Source organism: Rhodospirillales bacterium (assembly GCA_016712595.1).
GTDB lineage: Bacteria > Pseudomonadota > Alphaproteobacteria > Rhodospirillales > Defluviicoccaceae > Defluviicoccus.
Genome location: JADJQT010000001.1, coordinates 168,567 through 194,310, shown reverse-complemented (window position 1 = coordinate 194,310; position 25,744 = coordinate 168,567). Strand labels below are relative to the sequence as shown.

Annotated in this window: 24 protein-coding genes; 13 read left to right on the top strand and 11 right to left on the bottom strand. The window is 64.0% G+C overall.

The window, feature by feature from the left end; all coding sequences use genetic code 11:
• Positions 1–18: 18 nt before the first annotated feature.
• Together IPK66_00830 and IPK66_00825 are read left to right on the top strand one after the other, a co-directional pair.
• Positions 19–1,719 carry a nickel-dependent hydrogenase large subunit gene (locus tag IPK66_00830; protein ID MBK8173880.1) on the top strand — a complete coding sequence of 567 codons (1,701 nt, stop codon included), beginning with the start codon at positions 19–21 and terminating at the stop codon, positions 1,717–1,719.
• A 73-nt stretch (positions 1,720–1,792) separates the two neighbouring features.
• The gene (locus tag IPK66_00825; GenBank protein MBK8173879.1) at positions 1,793–2,299 is read left to right on the top strand and encodes a HyaD/HybD family hydrogenase maturation endopeptidase; all 507 of its coding nucleotides are present in this window, start codon (positions 1,793–1,795) and stop codon (positions 2,297–2,299) included.
• Here the strand turns inward: IPK66_00825 and IPK66_00820 are convergent.
• Positions 2,296–3,663: a glutamate--cysteine ligase gene (locus IPK66_00820; GenBank protein MBK8173878.1), complete on the bottom strand. Its 1,368-nt coding sequence runs from the start codon at positions 3,661–3,663 to the stop codon at positions 2,296–2,298. The two genes, IPK66_00825 and IPK66_00820, sit on opposite strands and share 4 nt — an antisense overlap.
• Positions 3,664–3,679: 16 nt before the next feature.
• Entirely contained in the window at positions 3,680–4,450 is a 771-nt protein-coding gene (locus tag IPK66_00815; protein MBK8173877.1) for a 16S rRNA (uracil(1498)-N(3))-methyltransferase, read from the bottom strand.
• 82 nt (positions 4,451–4,532) lie between these two features.
• Here IPK66_00815 and IPK66_00810 point away from each other — a divergent pair, with 82 nt between their 5' ends.
• Together IPK66_00810 and IPK66_00805 are read left to right on the top strand one after the other, a co-directional pair.
• Positions 4,533–5,453, top strand: a complete 921-nt coding sequence (locus IPK66_00810) for a 4-hydroxybenzoate octaprenyltransferase (protein ID MBK8173876.1) — start codon at positions 4,533–4,535, stop codon at positions 5,451–5,453.
• Between the two features lie 4 nt (positions 5,454–5,457).
• Positions 5,458–6,108, top strand: coding sequence for a methyltransferase (locus tag IPK66_00805; protein ID MBK8173875.1), 651 nt, complete (start codon positions 5,458–5,460; stop codon positions 6,106–6,108).
• 32 nt (positions 6,109–6,140) lie between these two features.
• On the opposite strand, the gene IPK66_00800 is transcribed toward IPK66_00805, so the two are convergent.
• The 5 genes from IPK66_00800 to IPK66_00780 all read right to left on the bottom strand — a co-directional run bounded on the left by IPK66_00800 (position 6,141) and on the right by IPK66_00780 (position 15,168).
• Entirely contained in the window at positions 6,141–8,156 is a 2,016-nt protein-coding gene (locus IPK66_00800) for a HAMP domain-containing protein (protein ID MBK8173874.1), read from the bottom strand.
• 98 nt (positions 8,157–8,254) lie between these two features.
• Positions 8,255–10,345, bottom strand: coding sequence for a hypothetical protein (locus IPK66_00795; GenBank protein MBK8173873.1), 2,091 nt, complete (start codon positions 10,343–10,345; stop codon positions 8,255–8,257).
• Positions 10,345–13,206: a DUF4159 domain-containing protein gene (locus tag IPK66_00790; GenBank protein MBK8173872.1), complete on the bottom strand. Its 2,862-nt coding sequence runs from the start codon at positions 13,204–13,206 to the stop codon at positions 10,345–10,347. The genes IPK66_00795 and IPK66_00790 overlap by 1 nt, the downstream gene beginning before the upstream one ends.
• Before the next feature lie 16 nt (positions 13,207–13,222).
• Positions 13,223–14,155 (bottom strand): DUF58 domain-containing protein, encoded by a 933-nt coding sequence (locus tag IPK66_00785; GenBank protein ID MBK8173871.1) that lies wholly within the window; start codon positions 14,153–14,155, stop codon positions 13,223–13,225.
• Positions 14,152–15,168, bottom strand: coding sequence for a MoxR family ATPase (locus IPK66_00780; GenBank protein MBK8173870.1), 1,017 nt, complete (start codon positions 15,166–15,168; stop codon positions 14,152–14,154). Before IPK66_00780 ends, IPK66_00785 begins: the two co-directional genes overlap by 4 nt.
• A gap of 36 nt (positions 15,169–15,204) precedes the next feature.
• Between IPK66_00780 and IPK66_00775 the strand changes: the two genes are divergently transcribed.
• The 4 genes from IPK66_00775 to IPK66_00760 all read left to right on the top strand — a co-directional run bounded on the left by IPK66_00775 (position 15,205) and on the right by IPK66_00760 (position 17,561).
• Positions 15,205–15,804: a DUF1285 domain-containing protein gene (locus tag IPK66_00775; protein MBK8173869.1), complete on the top strand. Its 600-nt coding sequence runs from the start codon at positions 15,205–15,207 to the stop codon at positions 15,802–15,804.
• Between the two features lie 122 nt (positions 15,805–15,926).
• The gene (locus tag IPK66_00770) at positions 15,927–16,439 is read left to right on the top strand and encodes a CoA pyrophosphatase (protein ID MBK8173868.1); all 513 of its coding nucleotides are present in this window, start codon (positions 15,927–15,929) and stop codon (positions 16,437–16,439) included.
• Entirely contained in the window at positions 16,436–16,711 is a 276-nt protein-coding gene (locus IPK66_00765; GenBank protein ID MBK8173867.1) for a hypothetical protein, read from the top strand. Before IPK66_00770 ends, IPK66_00765 begins: the two co-directional genes overlap by 4 nt.
• 70 nt (positions 16,712–16,781) lie before the next feature.
• On the top strand, positions 16,782–17,561 hold the full coding sequence (locus IPK66_00760; GenBank protein ID MBK8173866.1) for an N-formylglutamate amidohydrolase: 780 nt from the start codon (positions 16,782–16,784) through the stop codon (positions 17,559–17,561).
• Here the strand turns inward: IPK66_00760 and IPK66_00755 are convergent.
• The 4 genes from IPK66_00755 to IPK66_00740 form a co-directional block, all read right to left on the bottom strand.
• On the bottom strand, positions 17,528–18,370 hold the full coding sequence (locus tag IPK66_00755; GenBank protein MBK8173865.1) for a transglutaminase family protein: 843 nt from the start codon (positions 18,368–18,370) through the stop codon (positions 17,528–17,530). The genes IPK66_00760 and IPK66_00755 overlap by 34 nt on opposite strands.
• 47 nt (positions 18,371–18,417) lie before the next feature.
• A complete protein-coding gene (locus tag IPK66_00750) occupies positions 18,418–18,600 on the bottom strand; it encodes a hypothetical protein (protein ID MBK8173864.1) in 183 nt (60 codons plus the stop codon).
• An 8-nt stretch (positions 18,601–18,608) separates the two neighbouring features.
• Positions 18,609–18,884, bottom strand: coding sequence for a hypothetical protein (locus tag IPK66_00745; protein ID MBK8173863.1), 276 nt, complete (start codon positions 18,882–18,884; stop codon positions 18,609–18,611).
• A gap of 303 nt (positions 18,885–19,187) precedes the next feature.
• Entirely contained in the window at positions 19,188–19,394 is a 207-nt protein-coding gene (locus tag IPK66_00740) for a cold-shock protein (protein MBK8173862.1), read from the bottom strand.
• A 686-nt stretch (positions 19,395–20,080) separates the two neighbouring features.
• Here IPK66_00740 and miaB point away from each other — a divergent pair.
• From miaB to lnt, 5 genes are all read left to right on the top strand, one after another.
• Positions 20,081–21,427 (top strand): tRNA (N6-isopentenyl adenosine(37)-C2)-methylthiotransferase MiaB, encoded by a 1,347-nt coding sequence (miaB, locus tag IPK66_00735; GenBank protein ID MBK8173861.1) that lies wholly within the window; start codon positions 20,081–20,083, stop codon positions 21,425–21,427.
• A 5-nt stretch (positions 21,428–21,432) separates the two neighbouring features.
• Entirely contained in the window at positions 21,433–22,491 is a 1,059-nt protein-coding gene (locus tag IPK66_00730; GenBank protein ID MBK8173860.1) for a PhoH family protein, read from the top strand.
• Entirely contained in the window at positions 22,451–23,020 is a 570-nt protein-coding gene (gene ybeY, locus IPK66_00725) for an rRNA maturation RNase YbeY (GenBank protein MBK8173859.1), read from the top strand. The genes IPK66_00730 and ybeY overlap by 41 nt, the downstream gene beginning before the upstream one ends.
• Position 23,021: 1 nt before the next feature.
• A complete protein-coding gene (locus tag IPK66_00720; protein ID MBK8173858.1) occupies positions 23,022–23,993 on the top strand; it encodes an HlyC/CorC family transporter in 972 nt (323 codons plus the stop codon).
• 71 nt (positions 23,994–24,064) lie between these two features.
• Entirely contained in the window at positions 24,065–25,600 is a 1,536-nt protein-coding gene (lnt, locus tag IPK66_00715) for an apolipoprotein N-acyltransferase (protein MBK8173857.1), read from the top strand.
• The last annotated feature ends 144 nt before the right edge of the window (positions 25,601–25,744 follow it).

The window sequence follows — 25,744 nt, the reverse complement described above, 5'->3', positions numbered from 1 at the left end:
ACCTGAGAAGAGGCTCGCATCGCCATGCGCATTACCATCGACCCCATCACCCGCATCGAGGGCCATCTGCGCATCGACTGCGAAGTCGACGGTGGCAAGGTGGTCAATTCGTGGTCATCGGGCCAGATGTGGCGGGGAATCGAGGTAATCCTCAAGGACCGCGATCCGCGCGACGCCTGGATCTTCGCCCAGCGCATCTGCGGCGTGTGCACGACGGTGCATGCCATCGTCTCGGTGCGGGCGGTCGAGAACGCGCTCAAGCTCAAGGTACCGCTCAACGCTCAGTACATCCGCAACATGATCATCGCCGCGCACGGCATCCATGATCATATCGTCCACTTCTATCAGCTCTCGGCGCTCGACTGGGTCGACATCGTCTCGGCGCTGAAGGCCGATCCCAAGGCGGCGGCGGCGATTGCTCAGAGCCTGTCCGACTGGCCGCTGAACAGCGCCGACGAGTTTGCCAAGGTCCAGAAGAAGGTGCAGGCGTTCGTCGATTCCGGCCAACTCGGCATCTTCGGCAGCGGCTATTGGGGTCACCCGGCGATGAAGCTGCCGCCGGAGGTCAATCTGCTGGCCATTGTGCACTACATGCAGGCGCTCGACTACCAGCGCCGAGCCAATCAGATCGTCGGAATTCTCGGCTCGAAAACGCCACACATTCAGAACCTCGCCGTTGGCGGCGTCGCCAATCCGATCAATCCCGAGAGCCAGTCGACGCTCACACTCGAACGCCTCTACAAGGTCAAGACGCTGCTCGACGAGCTGGGTGGATTCGTCCAGCAGGTCTATCTGCCCGATGTCGCGGCGATTGGCGCGCTTTACGCCGATTGGACCGCCTACGGAGCCGGCGTGACGACGATGATGGCGGTTCCGGAGATGCCGCTCGATACCCGCAACACCCAGTTTGCGCTACCAGGGGGCTTCATTCCCGCGGGGGATGTCGGGCGTTTCCAGGCGATGGCCAACTTCAGTGACGGATTTTTCGAAAAGGGCGTCAAGGAGAGCGCGAAGCACGCCTGGTACGAAGGGTCGGGCGAGCCGCTGCATCCTTATGACGGCGAGACCGAACCCAAGTTCACCGGCTTCGAGGACGATGCGAAGTACTCGTGGGTCAAGGCTCCGACCTTCAACGGCGAGCGGGTGCAGGTCGGCCCCCTGGCGAACGTGCTGGCGATGTATGCCGCCGGGCACGAGCCGACGAAGCGGAATCTCGGCCGCCTGTTGTCGATCGCGGCCAAGGTCGGTGGCAATGAATTGCCGCTTTCGGCGCTGCAGTCAACGATCGGCCGGCATGCGGCACGCGCCGTGCGCTGCGCGGTTCTGACCGAGACGCTCGCGGCGCAGTGGGATCTGCTCATGCAGAACATCGCCAAGGGCGACTATGCCACATTCAACGCGCCGAGTTTCCCCAAGGGCGAGATCCGTGGCTTCGGCTGCCATGAGGCCCCCCGTGGGGTTCTCTCGCACTGGACCGTGATCAAGAACGGCAAGATCGCCAACTACCAGGCGGTTGTGCCGAGCACATGGAACGCCGGACCGCGTGACGAGAACGACGCGCTCGGGCCCTACGAGGCGTCGCTGATCGGCAACCCGGTGGCCGATCCGGAGCGACCGCTCGAAGTGATCCGCACCGTGCATTCGTTCGATCCCTGCCTTGCCTGCGCCATCCACATGATTGACGGCAGCGGGGAGATCGCGCGCATCAAGGTTCTCTGAGGGGGGCGGCAGCGGGCACAGACCTGCGCCGCTCCGGCTCGGAGCTTGATAAATTAAGGAGAACTGCTCTCCGATGAACGTGCTTGTACTCGGCGTTGGCAACATCCTCCTTTCCGACGAAGGGGCGGGCGTTCGCGTCATCGAGGCCCTGCAGGAGCGCTACGATGTTCCCGAGACCGTCGCTGTTGTCGACGGCGGAACGTGCGGCATGGACCTGCTCGATACCCTTGCTGACCGCGATCACCTGATTGTGGTCGATGCCGTACATACCGGGAGTCCGCCGGGAACCGTGGTCCGCATCGACGGACGCGACATTCCGGCGGTCTTCCGGACGAATGCAACGCCGCACCAGCTGGGACTACAGGAGGTGCTGGCGAAATTGATCCTGCTTGAGCGTGCCCCGGCCCGCGTAACCGTGATCGGCGTTCAGCCCGCCTGCCTCGACCTCGGCCTTGCATTATCCGAAGCCGTTGCCCGGCGTATCGATGACATTTTGCGGCTGCTGATCGCCGAGCTGCCCGGCATCGTCCTCAGGCCTGACGGCCGGGTGTGGCCCACAGCGGCGGAGCTGATCGCTTAGTAGGCGAACTCGCGAAAGATCGGATCGACACTGCCGTTCCAGCGGCGGTTGTAGGCGCAGAGCAGGTCCTCGGCGGAGGTGAAATTCGCCTCGGCGATACGAAACAGCGGAGCGAGAAATTGTGTTTCGTTGCGGCCGAGGCCGTCGTCGATCGCCCGGCGGCAGAGTCCGCGGTGCGCGATTTCCAGGGCCTCGAGGGCAATATCGCGGACGGTGATGTTGCGAAACGGGGTCTTGAGCGCCGTGCGCGGCACCATGGCGCGCATTTCCTCCCGCTCCTCGCCCGTCCAGTCCTTGACCAGATCCCACGCCGCCGCGCGCGCATCGTCATCGTAGAGCAGGCCGACCCAGAACGCGGGAAGCGCGCACAGGCGGTTCCACGGCCCGCCGTCGGCACCGCGCATCTCGATGAACCGTTTCAAGCGGACTTCGAGGAAGCAGGTCGTCAGATGATCGGCCCAATCGCTCATCGTCGGTGTCTCGCCGGGAAGGCCGGGCAGGCGCCCGGCCATGAAGTCGCGGAATGACTGCCCCGCGACGTCGATGTAACGTCCATCGCGATAGACAAAGTACATCGGCACATCGAGCATGTAGTCGACGTAGCGCTCGAACCCGAAACCGTCCTCGAAAACGAAGGGGGCGATTCCGCAGCGGGCGGGATCGGTGTCGGTCCACACGTTGCTCCGCAGCGACAAAAAGCCCGACGGCGCGCCATTGATGAAGGGCGAGTTCGCGAACAGGGCGGTCGCGACCGGCTGCAGGGCAAGGCCGATGCGGAACATCCGCACCATCGACGCCTCGGAATCGAAGTCAAGGTTGACCTGGACGGTGCATGTCGCCTGCATCATATCGAGCCCGAGGCTTCCGACCTTCGGCATGTACGCGGCCATGATGTCGTAGCGACCCTTCGGCATCCACGGCAGCTCCGCGCGCGGCCACTTCGGCTGATAGCCCAGACCGAGGAAGCCGACGTTGAGCTCGGCGCCGATCGTCTTGACCTGATTAAGGTGCCGGCCGATTTCGCAGCAGGTCTGGTGAATGCTCTGCAGCGGCGCACCGGACAGCTCCACCTGACCGCCGGGCTCGAGCGTGATCGAGCAGCCGGTCTCATCGACGAGCGCGATGGTGTTGCCGTTCTCGCGGATCGCTGTCCATCCGAAGCGCGCAAGGCCTTCGAGGATGGCGCGAATGCCCCGCGGGCCGTCGTAGGAGAGCGGCTTTAAGTCTTGCAGATCGTAGGCGAATTTCTCGTGCTCGGTGCCGATCCGCCACTGCGAGCGCGGCTTGCAGCCACTTTCCAGATAGGTGATCAGGCTGCGCCGGTCGGTTGCCGGCTCCGGTGCGGCTTGGCTGAGACCGGACATCACTCAATTCTCGCTGTCATTCGCTTATCGCGGGGCGCCAGTCTTCGGTGAAAGCACGCCAGCTTGCAAGCGCCGCGATCGCGGCCGTCTCGGCGCGCAGGATCAAGGGGCCGAGGCTGATCGCGGTTACGAACGGCGCGATCGCGATCATCGTCGCCTCCGCCTCGGTGAAACCGCCTTCCGGGCCGACAAGAATGCCAATGTCGCCCGCAGATCGGACGATAGCGGCGCGCCGCTCGCGGGCGGCATCGGCGATCGTCCGGCCAACGCCACGCTCGTCGAGGAAGAACAAGGGGCGATCCTGCAGCCACGTTGCAATCAGCGCCTCGAGTTGCAACGGCTCGGCAATACGCGGAATCGTCAACCGCCCGCACTGTTCGGCGGCCTCGATCGCCTGCGCGCGGACGCGATCGAGCACGATGCGGGGCGCGACGGCGTGCTGGGTGAGTACCGGTTGCAACGTCGCGACGCCGAGTTCCGTTGCCTTTTCGATGACGAAATGCAGGCGCTCCTTTCTGATCGGGGCGAAGGCGAGGATCGGCCCGCTTTCGCTGCGCTGTCGGCAAAGTTGTGTCGTAACGCCAAGGGCGCAGGTGCGGCGGTCTGCCCGGACGATCGTCGCCAGCCACTCGCCGTCGCGCCCGTTGAATGTGCGCACGCCGTCGCCGACGCCACGCCGCATCACGCGCGTCAGGTAGTGCGCCTGGGCGTCGGTGACGGCGAATTCCGCGCCGCATTCGAGCGCGGCGTCGACAAACAGGCGGACAGGAGTTTCAGCGCGCGGCATCCTCTTTAATCTCAGTGTTCCGCCGGAATGGCTGGATCGTGGGTACCCTGTTCTTTGGAACTCATGGCATAACAGACGGGCCATGGCGCAGACCAGCACAACGAGTACGAGCGATATCCCCGCAGGCGACTGGATTGATCGCCGCTTGCCCCCCGTTGTTCGTCCCTACGCTCGGCTGGCTCGGCTGGATCGGCCGATCGGCATCTGGCTGCTGATGTTTCCGGGCTGGTGGGGGCTTGCCCTCGCCGCGCCCGGCTGGCCCGATCCATGGTTCCTTGCGCTTTTTGCCGTGGGCGCGACAGTCATGCGCGGTGCCGGCTGCGTTATGAACGACATCGCCGATCGCAAGTTCGATGCGCGTGTCGCGCGGACGGCCGGCCGGCCGCTCGCCAGCGGCGCGGTGGGCATGCGAGACGCGGTGCTGCTCATGGGCGGGCTTTCGTTCCTTGGGCTTGCCGTCCTGCTTCAGTTCAACGGGTTCGCGATCATTGTCGGTGCATCATCGCTTGTGCTCGTCGCGGTCTATCCCTTCGCCAAAAGAGTGACATACTGGCCGCAAGCCGTGCTTGGCCTGACCTTTAACTGGGGCGCGCTGCTTGGATGGGCTGTGGTCCGCGGCGAGCTGGCAGTGCCGGCGCTGACGCTTTATGTCGCCGGGCTATTCTGGACGCTCGGATACGATACGATCTACGCGCACCAGGACAAGGAGGACGACATCCTCATCGGCGTAAAGTCGACCGCGCTTCGCTTCGGCGGCGCCACGCCGTTATGGTTGTGGGGCTTTTATGCGACGACGGTCCTGCTTTTGGCGCTGTCCGGCGCCTTGGCGGGAATGGGGTGGCCGTTCTACCTGGGACTGACGGGGGTTGCCGCGCACTTCGTCTGGCAGATTGTGCGTCTCGATATCGAGAGCGCTCATCGGTGCCTCGCCCTGTTCAAGGCTAACCGCTGGGTTGGCTTGATGGTGTTCGTGGCGATCGTTCTTGGCTGGATCGGAGCCTGAGGTCGTGGACGATACGGCGGTCCGGGCGTTCATTGTCGCGAATACTGAAATTGTCACGCCGCCGCTCGTGCCTGAAATCTCCCTGCGGCTGGCGAGCAAGTCGGTTCCAATCTGGCAGGCGACGGAATCCGCGCTCGAGCAGATCGGCGTCGAGCCGCCATATTGGGCGTTTTGCTGGCCGGGCGGTCAGGCGCTCGCCCGGTTTCTCATTGACGCGCCGGATCGCGTCGCCGGCCGCAGTGTTCTCGACTTCGGCGCTGGCTGCGGGATCGCCGCAATCGCCGCCGCCCGGTGCGGCGGCGTGGCGTACGCCAACGAGATCGACCCGCTAGCGAACACCGCGGTGGCGATGAATGCGGCACTAAACGGCGTTACCGTCACCACCGAACCGGGAGACCTGATCGACTCCGCGCGATCCGGCTGGGGAATCGTGCTCGCCGGCGACATCTGTTACGAACGCAAGTTCGCGGAGCGGGCGATCGGCTGGCTGCGCCGTCTGGTGCGATCCGGCAGCGATGTCCTGCTGGCCGACCCGGGACGTGCCTATGTCCCAAGCTCTGGCCTCGACGCGCTTGCCTGCTACGAGGTGCCGACGTCGCTCGATCTTGAGGACCGAGTGAGCCGCACGTGTATTATCTGGCGCGTTCTGCCGTAACGCGCCTTGCGCGTGGAAGGCCGGGGCGATCGTCAGGCGGCGCGCACCTGGGACAAGAAGCGCTCGACCTCGCCGCGCAGGTCGGCAGACGTTCGGCCGAGAACGACGACGGCGTCGAGGACTTCGCCCGCCGCGCTTCCGGTTTCGCGGGCCGTCTTGCTGATACCGCTGATGCTGGTGTTTACCTCCTGCGTGCCCGTCGCGGCCTCCTGCGCGTTGCGCGCGATCTCCTGTGTTGCCGCGCTCTGCTGTTCGACGGCCGCTGCGATGGTTGACGAAATCTCGTTAAAGCGCAGGATCGTCGATGAAATGCCGACGATGACTTCGACCATTTCGTCCGACGCCGTCTGAATTCCGGCGACCTGCCGGGTGATTTCGCCCGTCGCCTTCGCCGTCTGCTGGGCGAGAGCCTTGACCTCGCTGGCGACGACGGCGAAGCCTTTGCCGGCTTCACCGGCACGCGCGGCCTCAATCGTGGCGTTCAGCGCCAAAAGATTGGTCTTGGCGGCGATATCATCGATCATGCTGGTGACGGCGCTGATGTTCCGGGTTACGTCGGCGAAGGCGACGACGCGCTCGCTCATCCGATCGGCATCGTCCGATGCGCGCCGCGAGATGACGGCGGCCTCGCCAACCTGGCGACTGATTTCGCCAACCGAGGACGACAGTTGTTCCGAGGCGGCGGCCACGGACTGAACGTTCGCCGCCGCCTGATCGGCGGCCGAAAGGCCGGCCGAAGACTGCTGGCTGGCATGCGCGGCGACCGTCGACATCGACCGCGCGGCGTCCTCGATCCGCGAGGCCGTCTCGGCGACGCTGGTCACGGCGCTCTTGACACCGGCCTCGAACGCATCGGCGAGAGCGAACGTGCTGTGACGTCGCGCCTCCTCCGCCTGCCGTCGCAACGTCTCCTGCTGTCCTTGAAGCCGTTCGACCTCGATCGCGTTGTCCTTGAACACCTGGACGGCGCGAGCCATTTCTCCAATTTCGTCACGGTGATCGAGCGCCGGGACCGCGATCGCCCGATTCCCCTCGGCCAGCGACGTCATGGTGCCGGTCATCGCCCGCACGGGGCGGCTGATCGAGCGCGCAATTAACCACGCGAGCATCATGCCAACGAGAACACCCACACCAGCGGCGGCAATCGAGCCGGTCTGCGCCAATGTCAGCGCCGACTGGGTCTGTTCTTCGTTCTGCTGAGAAAGTGCGACATGGTTCTTGCGCATCCTTTCGGAGGCAGCGGTAAAGGCATTGGCCGCGTCCGCCATCGGGCCGCGAAGGCGCGCGGAAACGGCGTTTGTCGAATTTACGAATTCGCCGAACGCCTCACCGTACTGGTGGCCGAGCTTGCGTGCCTCTTCAGCGCTCTCGCGGATGAAGTCGTCATCGACATCGGCGAGCAAGCTGTCGATCGCCGTATCGAAGGCTTCGATATGCGACTTCGCCTCGTCCACCAGGTCGGGCTCCTGGTACGCAATGAATCGCATTGACGCCGCGCGCGCCGTCAGGATTTCCTGCTGAGCAAGACCGGCAAGCGCCGCCGACCGAAAGTGCTCTTCGCCCATCGAAATATCGATGATCGCCGCAAGGTGTTCTCTTATCAGAGAGGCATACGTATCCATCATGCCATGTAAAATATCTTCCCGCCGTCTGCGCAGATCAATCAATTGCGTATATTGCGCTGTGTAGTCCGAAAATAGGTCCTCAAGTTTCTTGATTTCCGCCTGATCGGCAGCATCGCTCGCATTCATGTGAGCTTCCTTTAACGCGCGCGCCATCATTGCTTCTTTATCTTTGTAAGCCGCGAGCACGGCCTCGTCGCCCTTCTCGATATAAAGTGCGGCGTCGCGTCGCATCGCCATTACGTCGCGATCAACGTTGAGCATGCGCGTCATTTCGTTGGTGACGGTGGCAAAGTTGCGGAAAGCAAGGACAGAGTGCGAGATACCAGCGGTGCCAATGGCGGCGACGACGACGAGCACCGAGAGGACCAATCCGAACCCGCCGAACAGCCTGAGGCGGATGGAGACCCTGGAAAAAAGCGACATACAGAGGATCCTCGCACATTCGGGACGCGAACGTTCAAGGTATGCTGCCACGAAGAGCTTAACATTCGACTAAGTCGCGAGCGGCCATCGCCGCACATTCAGCGGCTTTCCCGCCACCATGCGCTTGCGAGACCGCCGAGGATCACGGCAAGAATCAGTACCGGCATCAAAGGAACCTCGGTTGCCCCGACGGTGGCATGCGCCCGATTGCGCTGCAGTCCCAGCCAGCCGCGCCCGGCCGCGTCTCGACCCGGCTCCGTCCTGCGGAACTCCGGTATCCCATCGGCAAGCCAGGCGATGCCGCCGCCGGTGGCCGTCACGAGCGGCGCGAGGCGCTCCGCAGATGCACGCAAATCGACGAATTCGGGCGGATTAATCCGCCCCACGGCGGTCAGCGCCGTATGCGTGCCATCGGATACCCGCCATAACCCAGTGGCATCGGCTCGCATCTGGGCGCGCGAGACACCGTCAACGCCGCTCTCAAGATGGAGCGGGTGATCGACGCCTGCCGGATCGGTCACCGTAACGTCGACGTCGCCGGCCTCGAGGCTGCGACGCGTTACCGTCAGGATTCCGTCCGATGCTTGAACGGCGAGGCGTTCCTCCTCCAGGTCCGGCTCCTTCATCAGCCAGTGTGCGAGGCGCCGCAGCAGCTCGGCATGCGGTCCTCCGCCGTCATAGCCGCGGCTCCACAACCAGATCTGGTCACTCATCAGTTGCGCGACGCGCCCATCGCCGACGCGGGCGACGGCAAGCAGCGGCTGGCCATCGTCCCCCGTCATCAATGTCGTTCCCGTGCGGGCTTCGCCGCCGATCAGCCGGAACCAGCGTCCCCACGATGGGCCGGACGGGGCAGCACCGCCGTCGTTGTTCGTCTGCCCCTCGCCCGGCAGCGCGGCGGTCACGGGGTGACGGTGGCCGACGTCCGATACCTCGGGACGGAATGCCTTGTCGATGATCCGGCCGTCCGGGGCAATCGGCAGAACATCGCCGAGAGGTGTGGAGTAAAGAGACTGAGGGCCGGCAAATTCCGGTCCCACGGAGACCAGGAGCGCGCCGCCCTGGCGGACGTACTCGGCAATGCGGCCGTAGTACGGCATCGGCAGGATGCCGCGAACGACATAGCGATCGAGCACGATCAGGTCGAAATCGTAAAGTTTGGTCTCAAAAAGCTCCTGGACGGGAAAAACGATGAGAGAAAGATCCTTCAGCGGTGTCGAATCGTCCTTCTCCGGCGGACGGAGAATGGTGAAATGGATCAAGTCGACGGACGGGTCTGATTTCAGCAGATTGCGCCAGGTGCGCTCCCCCGGATGCGGCTGCCCGGAGACGAGCAAGACGCGCAAGCGATCGCGCACTCCCTTGACCACCGTCGCGGCCCGGTTGTTCAGCGTCGAGACGTCGTCAGGAGCGGGATCGGCCTCGATTTCCAGCACCGTCGGGCCGACATGGCGGATCGGCAGGGCATAGGACGCGGTCCGCCCGGGGATGGCTTCGGCGTGACCGGCATCGACGCCGTCAACGCGGAAGCGGACGCGAACCGGGCTGTTCGTCGCGGGAGGGGTACCCGCCTCCTCGATCCGATAGCTGACGGTGACGCGCTCGTCGACGAGACCGTAGGCCGGTGCCTGTTCGATGACGACCCGCCGGTCGTGTTCGTCTCGCTTTCCGGCAACCAGGAGATGGACCGGCGCCGTCAGCCAAGGGGCCGAGCCCGGGGGCGGCACGTCATGCACCTGTCCATCGCTGAGGATCAGCACGCCGGCGAGCCGGTCGGACAGGTCGTCAAGCACCGCGCGCTCGATCGCGCCAAACAGCCGTGTCTCGCCCGTACCATCGGCTCCCGCATGGATGGTGCGGATCTCGAGACCATCAAGTTTTCCCAGTGAAGCTTCGATGCGCGCGCGCGCGGTTTCGATCATGTGAGCGCGATCTCCGATCTGATCGCTGGGCGAATCGTCGACGACGAGCAGCGCGACGTCCGGTCGCGGTCGCTGGTCTTCGTGGACGACGCGTGGATCGAGCACCGCGATGCCAAGCGCGGCCATCGCCAAAGCTCGGAACAAGGAGCCGCGCGTCCGTCTGAACACAGCGATGGCGATGAGCCCCGCGGCGGCAGCAAGAATCGCGACCACGAACCACAGCGGCACCAGCGGATGCCATAGGATATCGGCGATCACCGCGGACATCATGGCGCGAGGCGGTCCATAATCGCCGGCAGATGCACCTGATCGGCCTTATAATTGCCGGTCAGTGCGTACATCACCAGATTGACGCCGAAGCGCAGCGCCAGCTCCCGTTGCTGCTCGCCTCCGGGCACGACGGCAAACAAGGGCCGCTGGCCGCTATCCACCGCCCAGGCACCCGCCCAGTCGTTCGAGCCGGCAATCACGGAACTCACGCCATCGTTGACGTGCTCGCCCGTGGGCTCGACCCAGACGACTCCGCCCGTGCGACGGCCGGGTGCGTCGGCGAGAAGGTAATATGCCCGACGAAGGACGTGATTTTCGGGCAAAGGTACCAATGGTGGCAGATCCAGCGCGTGGGCGATTGCGCCGAACGCCGAGCCGTTTCCCCCGCCGGTCTGACCGCGTGAATCGAAAACGATCGTTCCCCCCGTGCGCATGTAGCTGCTCAGCTTCTGCGCTGCCCGAGGTGACGGCGGGCGTGTCGATTCGGACAGCGGCCAATAAAGCAGGGGATAGAATTCAAGCGCGTCGCGTTCGGGATCGACGCCGACGGGCTCAGCCAGCGCCGCCGCGGTCCGCCGGTTGACCACCGCGGTCAGGCCGGCGAGACCCGATGCGGCGATCTCGTCGATAGCTGCATCACCCGTTTGGATATAGGCGAGCCGCGTATCGAGGCTCGCGGGTTCAGCCGTTCCGTCGGCGATCACGGTCTGGGCTTGGGCGAGCCCGATCGTGCCAGCGGCCGCGGACAGTCCGAGCGCGAGAACGGTGGCGCGCACGACGTGGGTCGTGGAACGGCGCGCGGCTCGCCCGACAGCGAGGGCGCGCGCCGGCAGAATGCCGCGCAAGATGAACGCGCAGACAAGATCGACAAAGGCCAGTGCCAGGGCGGTGCCCAGCAGCCACGGTCGCAGGTCGCGCTCCGTGCCTTCGCCCAGCAAAGAGACGTTCGCTCCATCGGGAACCGCGCTCGGCGCCGCGATGAGCGGGGCCGGATCAGCCACGCGCGGGCCGAGATTGAACGCTTGGCGCGCGCCGGTCGTCCCGTAAAAGCCCGGAGGATGCCGTGGCCCCACGGCCGTGTCGGCAAAAGCGCCGCTTTCGATCGCCCGTACTCCGGACGGGGCGGGACCGAGTCGCCCGAAGCCGTCAAGCGTTTCCAGAGGGGCCGCGAGTGAGGTGGACGTCGTCGTATCTCCGCCCTGTGCGAGATCGACGATCCGGCGCAGGAGTTCGACGAACAGGCCCGACAACGGCAGGTTCGACCAGTCGGGTGTCGCCGTCGTATGGACCAGGACGACCCAACCGTCGCCCCGGCGGGCGCCACTGATCAGCGGTGTGCCATCGTCGAGATGCGCCCAGGTGTGCTCCGCCGAATCGAGGGAGGGCTCGGCGATCACCTGGCGGTGAACGACGAGATCCTTGGGAATCTGCAATCCATGCAGCGGGCTTGCCGCGTCGAAGGGAGCCAGCCGTCCGCCGTCGGACAACGACAGCGCACCGCCGATCGTTCGTTCGCCCGCACGCAACGGTACGGGTAGGAGCGGATCGTTTGCGGACGCTTCCCGCGCCAGCCGAGGGCCGGCGAAACGGAGCAGCACGCCACCTGATTCGACCCATTTGCGAATGGTATCGGCGGAGGCGGGATCCAAGGTTCCGACGTCGGTCAGCACCAGCGCGCCGAGCGGACGCGCCAGCAGCGTCGCGAGATCCCCCTGGCGGACGTCAGCGAACGGCTGCATCGCCCGCTGCAGGAAGTAGCGCGCGTCGAGCAAGGGTTGTTCGCCCGTCGTTTCTCCCAGCAGGCCGACAGAGCGACGTCGCCAATGCTCGTCGGTCAGCAGCACACCGCCGGCGGTCTGCGCGCCGTCGATTTCGATTCGCGTGAGCCTCGCCGATAATTCCGTCGGCAGGTCGACCGGCACGAGGGCACTCCGTTGGCCGGCGGCGAGCGTGATCGACCGCTGTGCCAGCGGATCGCCATCGTCTCCGGAAAACCGCAGACCGAGGATTTTTTCGGGGCCGGGCTCGGCACGTACGACGGCGAGTTGCGGGCCCAGTGGGCCGAGAGGAGCCGATTTTAGGACCATCGCGAGGTAGTCCGATCGTGGCAACAGCAGGCTGACCGGACCCAGGGCGCGCAGACGCTCGACCAGCATTCCCACGTCCATGCGCTCATTCGCATCGACGTTGCGCGACCCTGAAAGCTTCGGTTGGGTCGCATTCGACGCCGCCCCGTCCGGCGTGGCCGTCGTCGGCTCGGCCAGACCGTCCATGATCCAGATGACGGCGCCGGGTGGCCATGCGCCCGCGTTCGCCGTCCGTGACAGCGCCGTGACAGCGGTGGCACGAGACGTCGGCCACGGTTTCGGCTTCAATGCCAGCGCCACCTCGCGGGCTCGTGCCGCCGGCAGCGGCAGGAGGTCTTCGTCCGGCGTATCGGCGAACGCAGCCGCGGTCGGCACCAGAACGACCGGGCGTCCTTCCCGTTCACTGCGGTCGATCGCCTGCAACAGAGCCTTGCGCCGCTGCTCCCAGTCGGTCGCGGCGGCCCAGCCGTCGTCGATCAGCAGCATGACCGGGCCGGTGCCGGGAAGCCGCTCCTCCGCATCAAGGATCGGGCGAGCGATGCCAAGGACAACCGCCATCACCAGCGCGAGACGCAGGGCGAGGAGCCACCACGGCATCCTTACCGCCGTTTCGTCGGCGGAAGAGAGCGCGGCGAGCAGGCGGAAGGGTGGGAATTGAACGCGCCGGGGCGACGGGGGCGTGGCTCGCAACAGCCACCAGAGGGCAGGCAAGGCGATAAGACTTAAGAGCGCCCACGGAGCGGCGAAGCTGAGCGCGCCCAGGCTCAACATTGGCTGAGGACTGTCATCATCGGCGATCAGGACCTGAAAGGGCAAGGTAGAGCGACAGCAACGCGATTTCCGGCGCGTGATCGGTGCGGTGGGTGAGCGCCGACCAACCTGCTCTGCGGGCGGTCTCGCGGATTGCATCGCGGTGTCGGGCGAAGGCGTCGCGATAGGACGGGCGAACCGACTCGACCCGGCCGAACAGGCGCTCGCCTTCCCGTTCGCTGCCCGAGAACAGCACACGCCCGGCAAACGGCAAAGTTTCCTCGGCGGGATCGACGATATGCAGCAGATGGCCACGCAGGCCGCGGTGGGCGAAACCTGCGACGGCTTCCTGCAGCGCGGGTATCGGTGCGAGAAAATCGCCGATCAGCACGACGCGTCCGTGTCGCGGCAGGAGATCCGCGCTGGGAAAATCGGCGGGCCTCGCGTCCGTATCGCGTTGCAGGCAAACGGCGAGCCGCTGCAGGGCGGCGCGGCCCCCGGAGGGCGGCAGGCCGGTGCCCAGTAAGGCGACGTGCTCTCCGCCTCGCACGAGCAGGGCGGCAAGGGCGAGCAGGAGCAGTTCTGCGCGGGCACGTTTGCTCGGCAGTGCGCGCGCCGAACTCCAGCGCATCGAGTCCGAGGCATCGCACCACAACCAGACACTCTGAGCCGCCTCCCATTCGGTTTCGCGCACGAACGCCCGGTCCGATTTTGCCGATTGCCGCCAATCGATCCGATGGGCGGCGTCGCCGGAGTGATAGCGGCGGAATTGCCAGAACGACTCACCGTCGCCGACGCGTCGCCGGCCGTGGACGCCCTGGCTCACGGTGGCGGCAACGCGTTCGGCGGCAACCAGCAGCGGCGGCAGCGTCGATGCGAGTGCTTCGGCGCGGCACAGGTGCGACGCGTTCGTGCTCGCCGAAGGCTGCCGGCGCTTCCCCCCGCCGGGTGCTCCCCACTCGGCCGTCATGCGAACTGCGCCGCCAGTTGATCGATGATCGATCCGATCGCCACGCCTTCCGCGCGGGCGGAGAAGGTCAGCGCCATGCGGTGGCGCAGGACCGGCCGGGCCAGCGCCAGAACGTCGTCGACCGAGGGCGCCAGCCGGCCGTCAATGACCGCGCGGGCCCGGGCACCCAGCATCAGGGCCTGCGAAGCCCGTGGTCCCGGACCCCAGGCGACGTTCTCCCGGACGGCGGCCAGCGGACTTGATTCGGGACGCCCGGCGCGGACGAGCCGCAAGATGGCTTCGATCACGCTGTCGCCGACCGGAACGTGCCGGATCAGGCGCTGGGCCTGCAGCAACTGCGCCCCGGTGAGAACTTGGACCGGAGGCTCGTCGCTCGGACCGGTGGTGGCGAGCAGCACGCGCCGTTCCGCGTCGAGATCGGGATATTCGACGTCCACCTGCATGAAAAAGCGGTCGAGTTGGGCCTCCGGCAGGGGATACGTTCCCTCTTGCTCCAGGGGATTCTGAGTGGCAAGAACGTGGAACGGTGCCGGCAACGCGTGATAATGGCCGGCGACGGAAACCCGCCGCTCCTGCATCGCCTGAAGCAACGCCGACTGCGTGCGTGGGCTGGCCCGGTTGATTTCGTCAGCCATCAGCAACTGACAGAATACTGGCCCCTCGATGAACCGGAAGTGACGCCGCCCGCTGTCGGATTCTTCCAGAACCTCTGATCCGAGGATGTCCGCGGGCATAAGGTCGGGGGTAAACTGTACCCGCCGCTCGTCGAGGCCGAAGACCCGTCCAAGCGTCTCGACCAACCGGGTTTTCCCCAGCCCCGGAACGCCGATGAGCAGCAGGTGGCCGCCAGAGAGCAAGGTGATCAGTGTTTCATCGACGACAGTCTTTTGACCGAAGATGACGCGGGCGATGGCCTCGCGGGCTTGCGCAATCTGCGTGCCGAGTTGATCTATCGTATCGATGAGCGCAAAATCCCCCTGCTCGCCGAGGTCTGTCTTGGGGCGGGCTGTCATTGCGCCACTCCTGCCGTTTGTTGAAATCGCGGATTGATGTCAAAGCTGTCCTGTGACCTGCCATCGGACCAGCCGTCGGCGGGGCCGGTCTTCTTCGCTAATTCGGTCGATCTACCGGGTGCGCCACCGCCTTCGCCGCAGGGCCGCATCCTCTATGAAAACCTTGGCATCAGCATAGATGGTGAAGGCATCTGGCATTATCACGGCTCGCCCATTCAGCGCAAAGAGCTGGTTTGCCTTCTTGCCTCGGCGTTGCTGCGTGACAATAGTGGTGTCTATTGGCTGGTGACACCCTCGGAAATGGGACCGATCGACGTTGCCGACCTGCCGTTCCTCGCCGTTGAGATGGTTGTGTGTGGCAGCGGCGAGGGGCAGACGATCAGCTTTCGCACCAACGTTGACGAAATCGTCACGGTTGACGACCGCCATCCGCTGAAAGCGGCGGTCGAGGCCGAGGCGGGGTTTCTCGGGCCATCGATCGGTCTGGATCGCGAGCTGCAGGCGCGGGTCGCTCGATCCGTCTATTACGATCTTGCCGCGCTCGGCATCGAATGCGAGATCGACGGGCGCCCCTGCCTCGGCGTCTGGAGTCGAGGGCGCCTGTTTCCTGTTGGCTGGTTGGATGGGGCACCGTGAACGGAACCCCTAGTCGGACGTGCCTTGAACGCCGTTTTGCGAAGCGCCGAATCGTTCCGAAAGAAACGCCGGTGCCGAGGGACATCTGGAGCGAGCGCGGCGATCATGCTCTCAACGACGGCATGGAGCCATTGTTGCCGCTGAAGCCGGCTGCGGTGCTCGTGCCGTTGATCGACCATCCGGATGCGCTGACCGTGCTGTTTACCCGGCGCACCTCGCACCTCGCCCATCACGCCGGACAAGTGAGCTTTCCGGGCGGTCACATCGAGCCAGACGACGATGGCCCGGGAGAGACCGCGCTTCGCGAAACCGAAGAAGAGGTCGGCCTCGAACGCGAGCGGATTACCCTGATCGGGCATCTCGATGCGTACATTACCCGGACTGGATTTATCGTAACACCCGTCGTCGGCGTGGTCAGCCCGCCGTTTGAGATCCGACCCGACCCGCACGAGGTCGCGGAAGTGTTCGAGGTTCCCCTGACCTTTCTGCTCGATCGGGCCAATCACCAGAGGTGCAGCGCCGAATTCGAAGGCGTAACCCGCTATTTCTGGGCAATGCCGTATGGCAGGCATTACATCTGGGGAGCAACGGCGGGGATGTTGATCAATCTCTGCGAATTTCTCGAGGCGGAATGAGCCGGATCCTGCTGCAGTACCTGCTGCCGCTGCTGCTGCCGACGGCGATCTGGCTGCTGTGGTATCTGATTGTCGGTCGTCGAACGGTGACCGCCGACGGCAGCCGCAGCGTTCTTTACCACGGTCCGTGGTTCTGGTTGTTTCTCGGCGGCGTCTGTCTTCTTGGCGTAAGCTTGGTCTTTTCCGCCCTGACCCAGGGCTATGATCCCATCGGCCGATACGTCGCTCCTCACTGGGAAAATGGCCGCGTCGTCCCGGGTCGGGTCGAATGAAAAACAACGCCACGGTCCGTTGCCGCCGCTTCGCGGTCATGGGCGCCGCCGCGCGCAACGGGCCTCGCGCATGAGCGATGCGCCCGGAGGATTTCTCGCGGCAGACGAACCGCCGGCCTGCGATATCATCAACGCTGCCGGATCTTCAGACGCGGTGCTCGTCTGCGACCACGCGTCCAATCGCATTCCAAGACGCCTTGGCAGTCTCGGCCTCGATCCGGACGAACGCGCTGCGCACATAGCCTGGGACCCGGGGGCATCCGTTGTCGCAGAACAACTTGCCGATCTGCTGGATGCTCCTCTGGTGCGTAGCGGCTATTCGCGACTGGTCATCGACTGCAATCGCCCGTTGAACAGCGCCGAGTCGATCGCATCGCACAGCGCCGGAATCGCGATCCCCGGCAACCAAGGGCTCGATACGAGAGACCGGAATGCGCGCGCCGAGGCACTCTTCCGGCCGTATCATCACGCCATCGCGCGCCTTTTGGACCGCCGTGCCGCGGCCGGTCGGCCGAGCGTGCTCTTGAGCATTCACAGTTTCACGCCCGCCCTTAACGGCATCGCCCGGCCCTGGCATGTCGGCATTTCCTATCGGCAGGATGCACGGTTGGCGATTGATCTGCTGAACGCACTGGCGGCGGATACAGATCTGTGTGTCGGTCGCAACACACCCTACGCGATTACCGATGAGACCGACTACACCATTCCCGCGCACGGCGAGCGGCGGGGAATTGCGCATGCGCTGATCGAAATCCGCCAGGACGGACTTGCGTTGGCCGCCGACGCCACTGCCTGGGCGCGCCGGCTACATCGGTGTTACGTGCGAATCAAACCCGGAGCGGGAATCTGAGCCGGGTCGACTTCATCTGTCCACACGGTGAAGCTTGCCAGCGTATTCGGCCCGAAGGTGCTGCTGATTGCCACGTCCGCCGCATCGCGACCGTGGGCGATCAGTATTCGGCCGATCCGCGGAATGTTGTTGCGCGCGTCAAACGTGTACCAGCGTCCGCCGAGAAAGACCTCGAACCATGCGGAAAAGTCCATGGGGTCGGCCGATGGCGGAACACCGATGTCGCCGAGATAACCGGTACAGTACCGCGCCGGAATGTTCAGGCAGCGGCAAAACGTGATCGCGAGATGGGCGTAATCTCTGCAGACTCCCTTGCCCTCATTGAAAGCTTCCCACGCCGTTTTGGTCGGCCGGGCATGCTCGTAGCCGAAAGTGATGTGGCGATGGACGAAATCGCATACGGCCTGTACGCGCGCCCAGCCAAATGACGTCGTGCCGAACAGCGACCATGCCGTCTCGGACAAACGGTCCGTCTCGCAATACCGACTCCCCAGCACGTAGACCAGCGCCTCTTCGGGAAGATCCTGCACGAGGTATTGAACCGCATCGGGAGCGATGACATCCGGGAGCCCGTTATCGCGAACGATCGCATTGGCGAACAGCCGCGTCCGGCCCTGTGGAGCCACGATCCGGCTGCACCAGTTGCCGAACCCGTCACGATAGGCGGTCAGGGGGACGGGAGGATCGCTGATCAGATGATCAGGAACCACCATGTCCGAGATGCGCGAATAATGAACGTTAAGCGTCAGGATCATCGGGGTCGGTTGTGGACAATCGTAGATCAACTCATATCCGACGCGGATGAGCATGGCATATCCCAGATTAGATGGTGTCACGGACGTGCGATATTCGAAGCTCAGCCGATCTGGCTTTCCTTGACTACCCGCTCGTGGCCGTCGTCGACGCTTTTGATCCGATATTGGCAATCATTGTGTTCTGCGGGTAACAGACGGACGATCTTATAGCTGCCGGTCCGCGCCGCAGGTCCTGTTCCATCACGAGAAAACCGGATCGTCTGTCCCACCGAGAACTTGTGCATGGTCATATTTATGATCCCTCGATTGAATCGGCAGGGGCTTCGGTCAGTTTTTTCGCCGCGGAGCGCTTGGATAAAACCGCCCTAACCCTGGCCTTGCTCGAAGCAGTTTCCTTTTCGTGCTTAACGGCACTGCGGCCAGCCAATTCAGCGATGATCGACGGGACGAGCACGGCGGCGGAAGCCTTCTGGGCCGGAGTGCCGCGGCGCATCAGACGCTCGGCGTTTGCGCGCAAAATCGCCAATTCGCCATCTTCCATCGTTGGCAATCGGGTCGAAACATCCATGATATTGATCCCTTAATCGCCGCGCCATCGTTCGTTTCCGACGATATGGCCGGGCGCATGTTTACCGAGCCGCCGGCAGGTCGCCGGCAGGTCGCCGGCAGGTCGCCGGCAGTGGCCGCCGTACCGCCTCGGCGAGCGATCCTCCAAGCGAGTCCTGACCGCACCACGCGTCACAGGGGTCCTAAACCCCCGCGAGGGGACCGCCGCGCCGATCCTGAACGCGGCCCATCGGCGAGCATGTAACGTGCCTGCTGCTCAGACCCTCTGGTGTCGTCTCACGATGACACCAGAGACGCGAAAAACTCAGCCGGCGCGCAAGTTGACGGCCGAAGTCTTGCCCTGTTGCCCTCGCTCCAGGTCGAACTGAATGCGCTGCCCTTCGCCCAGGTTGCTCAGACTCGAACGCTCGACGGCGGAAATATGGACGAAGACGTCCTTTGATCCGTCATCCGGCTGAATGAATCCGAAACCCTTGGCCGAATTGAACCATTTTACTGTACCGATCGACATTTTGCCGCTCCACATAAACGCTGGCTGGCAAAAAGTGCCAACCTAATCAACATTCAATTTGGGGAGCGCGTAAGTCGATCGAAGAATCAACCGGAGATGACGGCCTTGCCCGCACGGAATTTGACTCCCTTTAAATGGGTACATCCGTTCATGTTTTCAACAACTAAAAGCGGTCTGGTCAATTTTACTTCCTTGTAATTACAATAAATTGCCAATAATCAGATTTATATTAAGACGTTACGACGCAGCCTGCCGGGTAGGGTCTGCGCCCGTGGCGCCTCTGTTCGCGGTATGTCGGCCGGTGCGACGAAAGGCTCCGTTCCGTCGACGGCCGTGCCAGTCGCGCCTAGTGAAGTTAATCCCAAGGTGCTGCCACCGCCCGCAACCGCGCCGACAACGGCCCGGAAAACCTCGCCATCCTGTGCCGGCTGACCCTCAACCTGCTGCAAACCGCCCGACCCAAGCTCGCCGTCAGCCGCAAGCGAAAACGCGCCGGCTGGCTCGACGACTTCGCCAGATCCACCATCGGCCAAATGCGATAGCCCTGCCGGACTTCCAGCCGCGGCTTGACTCGCGCACGCGGCCTGTTAGGGTTGGGCGTGCCCTGAACGAGTCAGAAGCACACGGTCGTGTCGTGCGAACGGCAAGGGCACCCGGATCTTCCGTATAATTGCGCTTTCGAAGCGTTGGCCAAGAAGCTCCATATCAAGACGTACGGTTGTCAAATGAACGCCTATGATTCGGCCCGAATGGCCGATCTTCTGGCGGGAATTGGCTACGTGGCGGTGGAGCAGGCGGAAGATGCCGATCTTATCATCCTCAACACCTGCCACATTCGCGAAAAGGCGGCCGAAAAGGTCTATTCGGAACTCGGGCGGCTGCGGCACCTGAAACAACGTCCGGCCAGCGATGGCGGGCCGGTTCTGCTCGCGGTCGCGGGGTGCGTGGCGCAGGCGGAGGGAGCGGAGCTGATAAGCCGGGCTCCTTTTGTCGATGTCGTCGTCGGGCCGCAAAGCTATCAGCATCTGCCAGAACTCGTCGCCCGCGTTCACCGGGCGACAGGATCAGTGCTGGAGACGGAGTTTCCCGCCGAGGCGAAGTTTGATTCGCTGCCCGACGCCAGCGTCGAGCCGGGCGCCTGTACCGCATTCCTGACGGTTCAGGAAGGCTGCGACCGTTTCTGCACGTTTTGCGTCGTTCCTTACACGCGCGGCGCCGAATATTCCCGACCGGTTGCCGAGGTGATGAAGGAGGCGCGGCGCTACGTCGCCTGCGGCGTTCGCGAGATCACCCTGCTTGGGCAAAATGTCAACAGCTATCACGGGCAGGCACCAGATGGCCGGGAATGGCGTTTGTCGCGGCTGATCCGGGCGCTCGCCGAGATTGATGAACTCGAGCGTATTCGTTATTTGACGTCTCATCCCAGCGATCACGACGATGATCTGATCAGCGCACATGGCGACGTTCCGCAACTCATGCCCTACCTGCACCTGCCGGTGCAGGCCGGTTCCGACCGAATCTTGCGTGCGATGAACCGTCGGCATTGCGCCAACGACTATCGCCGGCTGATTGACCGGCTGCGCGCCGCCCGGCCGGACATTGCCCTCAGTTCGGATTTTATCGTCGGATTTCCCGGCGAACGGGACGACGACTTCAGCGAAACCATGCGTCTCGTCCGGGATGTCGGTTTCGCGCAGGCCTATTCCTTCAAGTTCAGCGCGAGGCCGGGAACGCCGGCGGCGGACCTGCCGGACGTTCCGAAACACGTCAAGGACGAGCGACTGGCGTGCCTTCAGCAGCTCTTGGACCAGCAGCAGATTGCGTTCAATCAGGCCTGCATCGGCCGCGAACTCCCAATTCTGCTCGATCGCGCCGGCCGCAAGCCGGGACAACTCGTGGGCCGCAGCCCCTACATGCAGGCCGTCCATCTTGATGCCGCTCCCGCGCTGCTGGGTTCTGTGACGCTGGCGCGGATCATCGGCGCGAGCGCGAACAGCCTGAGCGGCGCTCCTGCTTCGGGCGGGGGCGCGTGAGCCAATTGGCGGGCGACGCGCCCGGCGATCAACCCGCACGGGTGACGATCCATAAGCGTTTCGACGATAACCGGCTCGCTTTGCAGCTCTTCGGAGCGCATCACAGCCATCTTGCACGGATCGAACAGCATCTCGATGTGTCGATCGATACGCGCGGCAATCACTTGACGATCAGCGGCTTCCCGGATCCCGTGGCGCGCGCCGGCGCCGTCCTGGACCGGCTCTACGCGCGTCTCGAGCAGGGGCATTCTTTGCGACTTGCCGACGTCGATGCGATTTTGCGCATGGCTGCCGAAGAACCGACCGGCGACGGACCCGAGGCTGCGGACCGTGGCACAGGCGAACCCGAGGCGAGAGTGTTCATCCGCGGGCGGCTGGTGTCGGCGAGAACGCGCGCACAGGGCGCGTACATCCGAGCCATTGACAACCATGACCTTGTCTTTGGTATCGGCCCGGCGGGGACCGGTAAAACCTACCTGGCCGTCGCGAAGGCGGTCGAGCGCCTAGTCAACGGCGAGGTCGACCGGATCATCTTGTCCCGACCCGCGGTCGAGGCCGGGGAGCAACTCGGGTTTCTGCCGGGAAACATGCGCGAGAAGGTGGACCCCTACCTGCGTCCGCTTTACGACGCGCTTTACGATATGCTGCCGGCCCCGCAGGTGATCAAGCGGCTGGAGAGCAGCGAGATCGAGGTCGCGCCGCTCGCCTTCATGCGCGGCAGGACCTTGGCGAACGCATTCGTCATCTTGGACGAGGCGCAGAACACCACCGCCGTGCAAATGAAGATGTTTCTCACCAGGCTCGGCGAAAACGCCCGGATGGTGATAACCGGAGACCTCAGTCAGGTCGACTTGCCGAAAGGGACCCGTTCCGGACTGCGGCAGGCGCTTGAGATTCTTGGCGGCGTGGATGGAATTGCCTTTGTTGAGTTCGGCGAAAGCGATGTTGTGCGTCATCCGCTCGTAACCCGCATCGTGCGGGCGTACGATCAAGCGGAAGACCGCATGAAAGTGGGCGCAGAATATGAACTGGAGCGGCGAGACGGTGGACGCCGTCGCCCTTGACCTCGACGTGCTGATCGACACCAGCGGCTGGGAAGAGCGCATTCCCGGCATCGACGTGATCTGTCGCCGTGCGGCTTCGGCGGCTTTCATCGAAGCCCTGCGCGTTCGCCGGGCGCCAAGCGCGACAGCGGGCGCTGGTGTGACAGATCGCCCGGGCGCATGTCTGCTTCTCGCCGATGACGGCCAGGTGCAGGCGCTCAACCGGCAGTTCCTCGGACGCGACGAGCCGACGAATGTTCTCGCGTTCCCGAGCGCTGCCGCCGACGTGCTTGTTGTGACCGGCGCCGACGGGCCGCCCTTGAGTCTGGGCGATATCATCATTGCCCTTGAAACGACGGCAGACGAGGCGATGCGCGCGGGCAAGCCGCTCGACTGCCATCTGAGCCATCTGGTCGTCCATGGCGTCTTGCACCTTCTTGGCTTTGATCATCAGGTCGAAGATCAGGCCATTGAGATGGAAGCGTTGGAGCGGCGGGCGCTCTCCTCGCTCGGCATTGACGATCCCTATGCCGACGACGGCGAGAATTGACATGATCTCGAACGACTCCGCCACCCCGGCGGACGACGGCGCCAGTCGCTCGTCGGCGCGAACGACAGCGGCCCGGCACGATCCGGCATTAAGCAAGATCATTCGCGGCGCGCTGCGCCGAATCGGCCTCGTGCGCAATGGCGAGGGCTCGATGCGCGATGCGCTTGACGATCTGATCGAGGCGAGCGGAGACGCCGAAGAATTGCTCGGAGAGGACGAACGTGTCCTTCTTTCGAACATTCTCAATGTTCGCGGGCGCTCGATCAGCGATGTCATGGTCCCGCGCGTCGATATTATCGCCATCGACGGAGAATCATCCCTTGCCGAGGTCATCGCTATGATGACTCAAAGCGGACACTCCCGTTTGCCGGTATATCGGGAGTCGCTCGACGACGCGATCGGGATGGTCCACATAAAAGACGTCCTGGCTTGGCGCGGGCGTGACGAACAGTTCGAACTCACGAAAATGGTGCGGCGTGTCCTGTTCGTCGCGCCATCGATGGAAGTTCTCCAACTGCTGTTGGAGATGCGTGCGAGCCGGTCCCATATGGCTCTGGTCGTCGACGAGTTTGGTGGGGTCGACGGCCTGATTACCATCGAAGATTTAGTCGAAGAGATCGTCGGTGAAATCGCCGATGAGCATGACAAGGAGTCCGAGCCGACAGTTCGCAGCGAACTCGATGGTTCGCTCGATGCCGATGCGCGGGCTCCCGTGGAAGTGCTTGAAGACCACCTCGGCGTGACGTTGAGCGACGAGGAACGCGAAGAGGTCGACACGCTTGGCGGGCTTGTCGTCTCGCTGGCCGGTCGCGTGCCGATCCGCGGCGAATTGATCCACCATCCCTCGGGGCTGGAGTTTGAGGTGGTCGAGGCCGATCCGCGACGGATCAAGCGCGTACGGGTGCGCAGACCGGATGCGACGGACGGCGTATCCAGCGAACAGGCCGCGAGTCCGGGCGAAAGCCGCCGATGACGAGCTTTGTTCCCGCTGCGGAATTCCGCGACGTCGCCGATCAATCCGAGCCGTGGCGCCGGGTCAATCGCATGGCGATACAAGTCGGCCGCCTTACCGGCTGGCGAAGGGCGCTGCTGGCATTCGCGCTGGGTGCGATCGCTGTGCTCGCGATGCCGCCCTTGTATGTGCTTCCCGCGCTCGTGCCGGCATTCGTCGGGCTGATCTGGCTGATCGATGGTGCCCGTCACTGGCGGGCCGCACTGCTGACCGGGTTCTGGTTCGGTCTGGGTCATTTTACCTGCGGCTTATACTGGGTGGCCAACGCCCTTTTGACCAAACCCGAGCAGTTTGGCTGGATCGCGCCGGTCGCGCCGGTCGGTTTGGCACTGCTTCTTACCCCGAATACGGCGGTCGCCGCCGCGGTCACGCGCCTAGCGTCTCGCCCGGGTGTCGGCCGCGTGCTGGTGCTGGCCTCGGCGTGGACGATCATGGAGTGGGTTCGCAGTTGGGCCCTGACCGGCTTTCCCTGGAATCTCATCGGCAGCGTGTGGGCGTTTTCCGAAGCAATGCTGCAGCCGGCATCGGTGATCGGAACTTATGGTCTCGGATTGGCCACCGTCGCCGCCGCGGCGATGCCGTCGGTTCTGGCGTACCCATCGCCGGATTTATGGACCCGTTGGCGGCCGATCGCGGTTTCAGCGACGGTTTTGTGCGTTTTCTTCGTGTTCGGCGTTATCCGCCTCGCCGCGTTCGGGACGGTCGGAACCGTCGATGGAGTCCATCTGCGTCTGGTTCAAGGCGATATCCCGCAGAACCAGAAATGGCGCCGTGACCTCGTCGATGCGCATCTGCTCGCACAGGCGCAATTGGGGGCTGCCCCGGGGAATCCGGCGCCGACCCACGTGATATGGTCGGAGGCTGCGGCGCCGTTGCTCCTTTCCCGCGATCCGCAGCGCTTGAGCTTGGTGGGCAGCTATACCCCGCCCGGTGGATTGACCATTCTCGGATCGTTGCGAACGACCGCCGACGGGATCGAGCCCTTTCAGGTTTGGAATAGTTTGCTCGCGATCGATGAGCACGGCCGGATCGTCGGCTCCTATGATAAGTCGCATCTGGTGCCGTTCGGTGAATATATGCCGCTGCGCAGCGTGCTGGGGCTGGACAGTGTTGCTGGCGGAACGATGGACCTCTCGCGTGGAGACGGAGTCCACACGTTGCATTTGCCCGGCCTGCCGCCGGTGGGTGCCTTGATCTGCTACGAGGTCATTTTCCCCGGCGAAGTCACCGATCCGCAGGAGCGGCCGAAGTGGCTGCTCAATTTGACCAATGACGGCTGGTACGGCCGTTCGGCGGGCCCGTACCAGCATCTCGTCGCCGCTCGATTGCGCGCGGTTGAAGAAGGACTTCCCGTCGTGCGGGTTGCCAATACGGGAATCTCGGCAATTATTGATCCGCTCGGCCGCATTGTTGCGTCACTTGGCCTACAAAAACGAGGAGTCGTCGACGGGATGCTGCCGTTGCCTTTGGATCGCCCGACAATATTCGCCGAAACGGGCGTGTGGGGAGGACTTGGCTTGGCAGCGGCTGTCGGTATGATCGGCATGCTAGTATTTCGTCGTAAATAACCCATTTGTGGATATATACCGTCGCAAAAAACAGGTTAGACGCGAACAAATGTTGCGGAAACGCTCGCAATTTGCATATTATGTCGAGATATGAGGGTGCGGCGGTCGTACTTCGCCATTCACTTTCTCCTTGTGGGAGGTGTT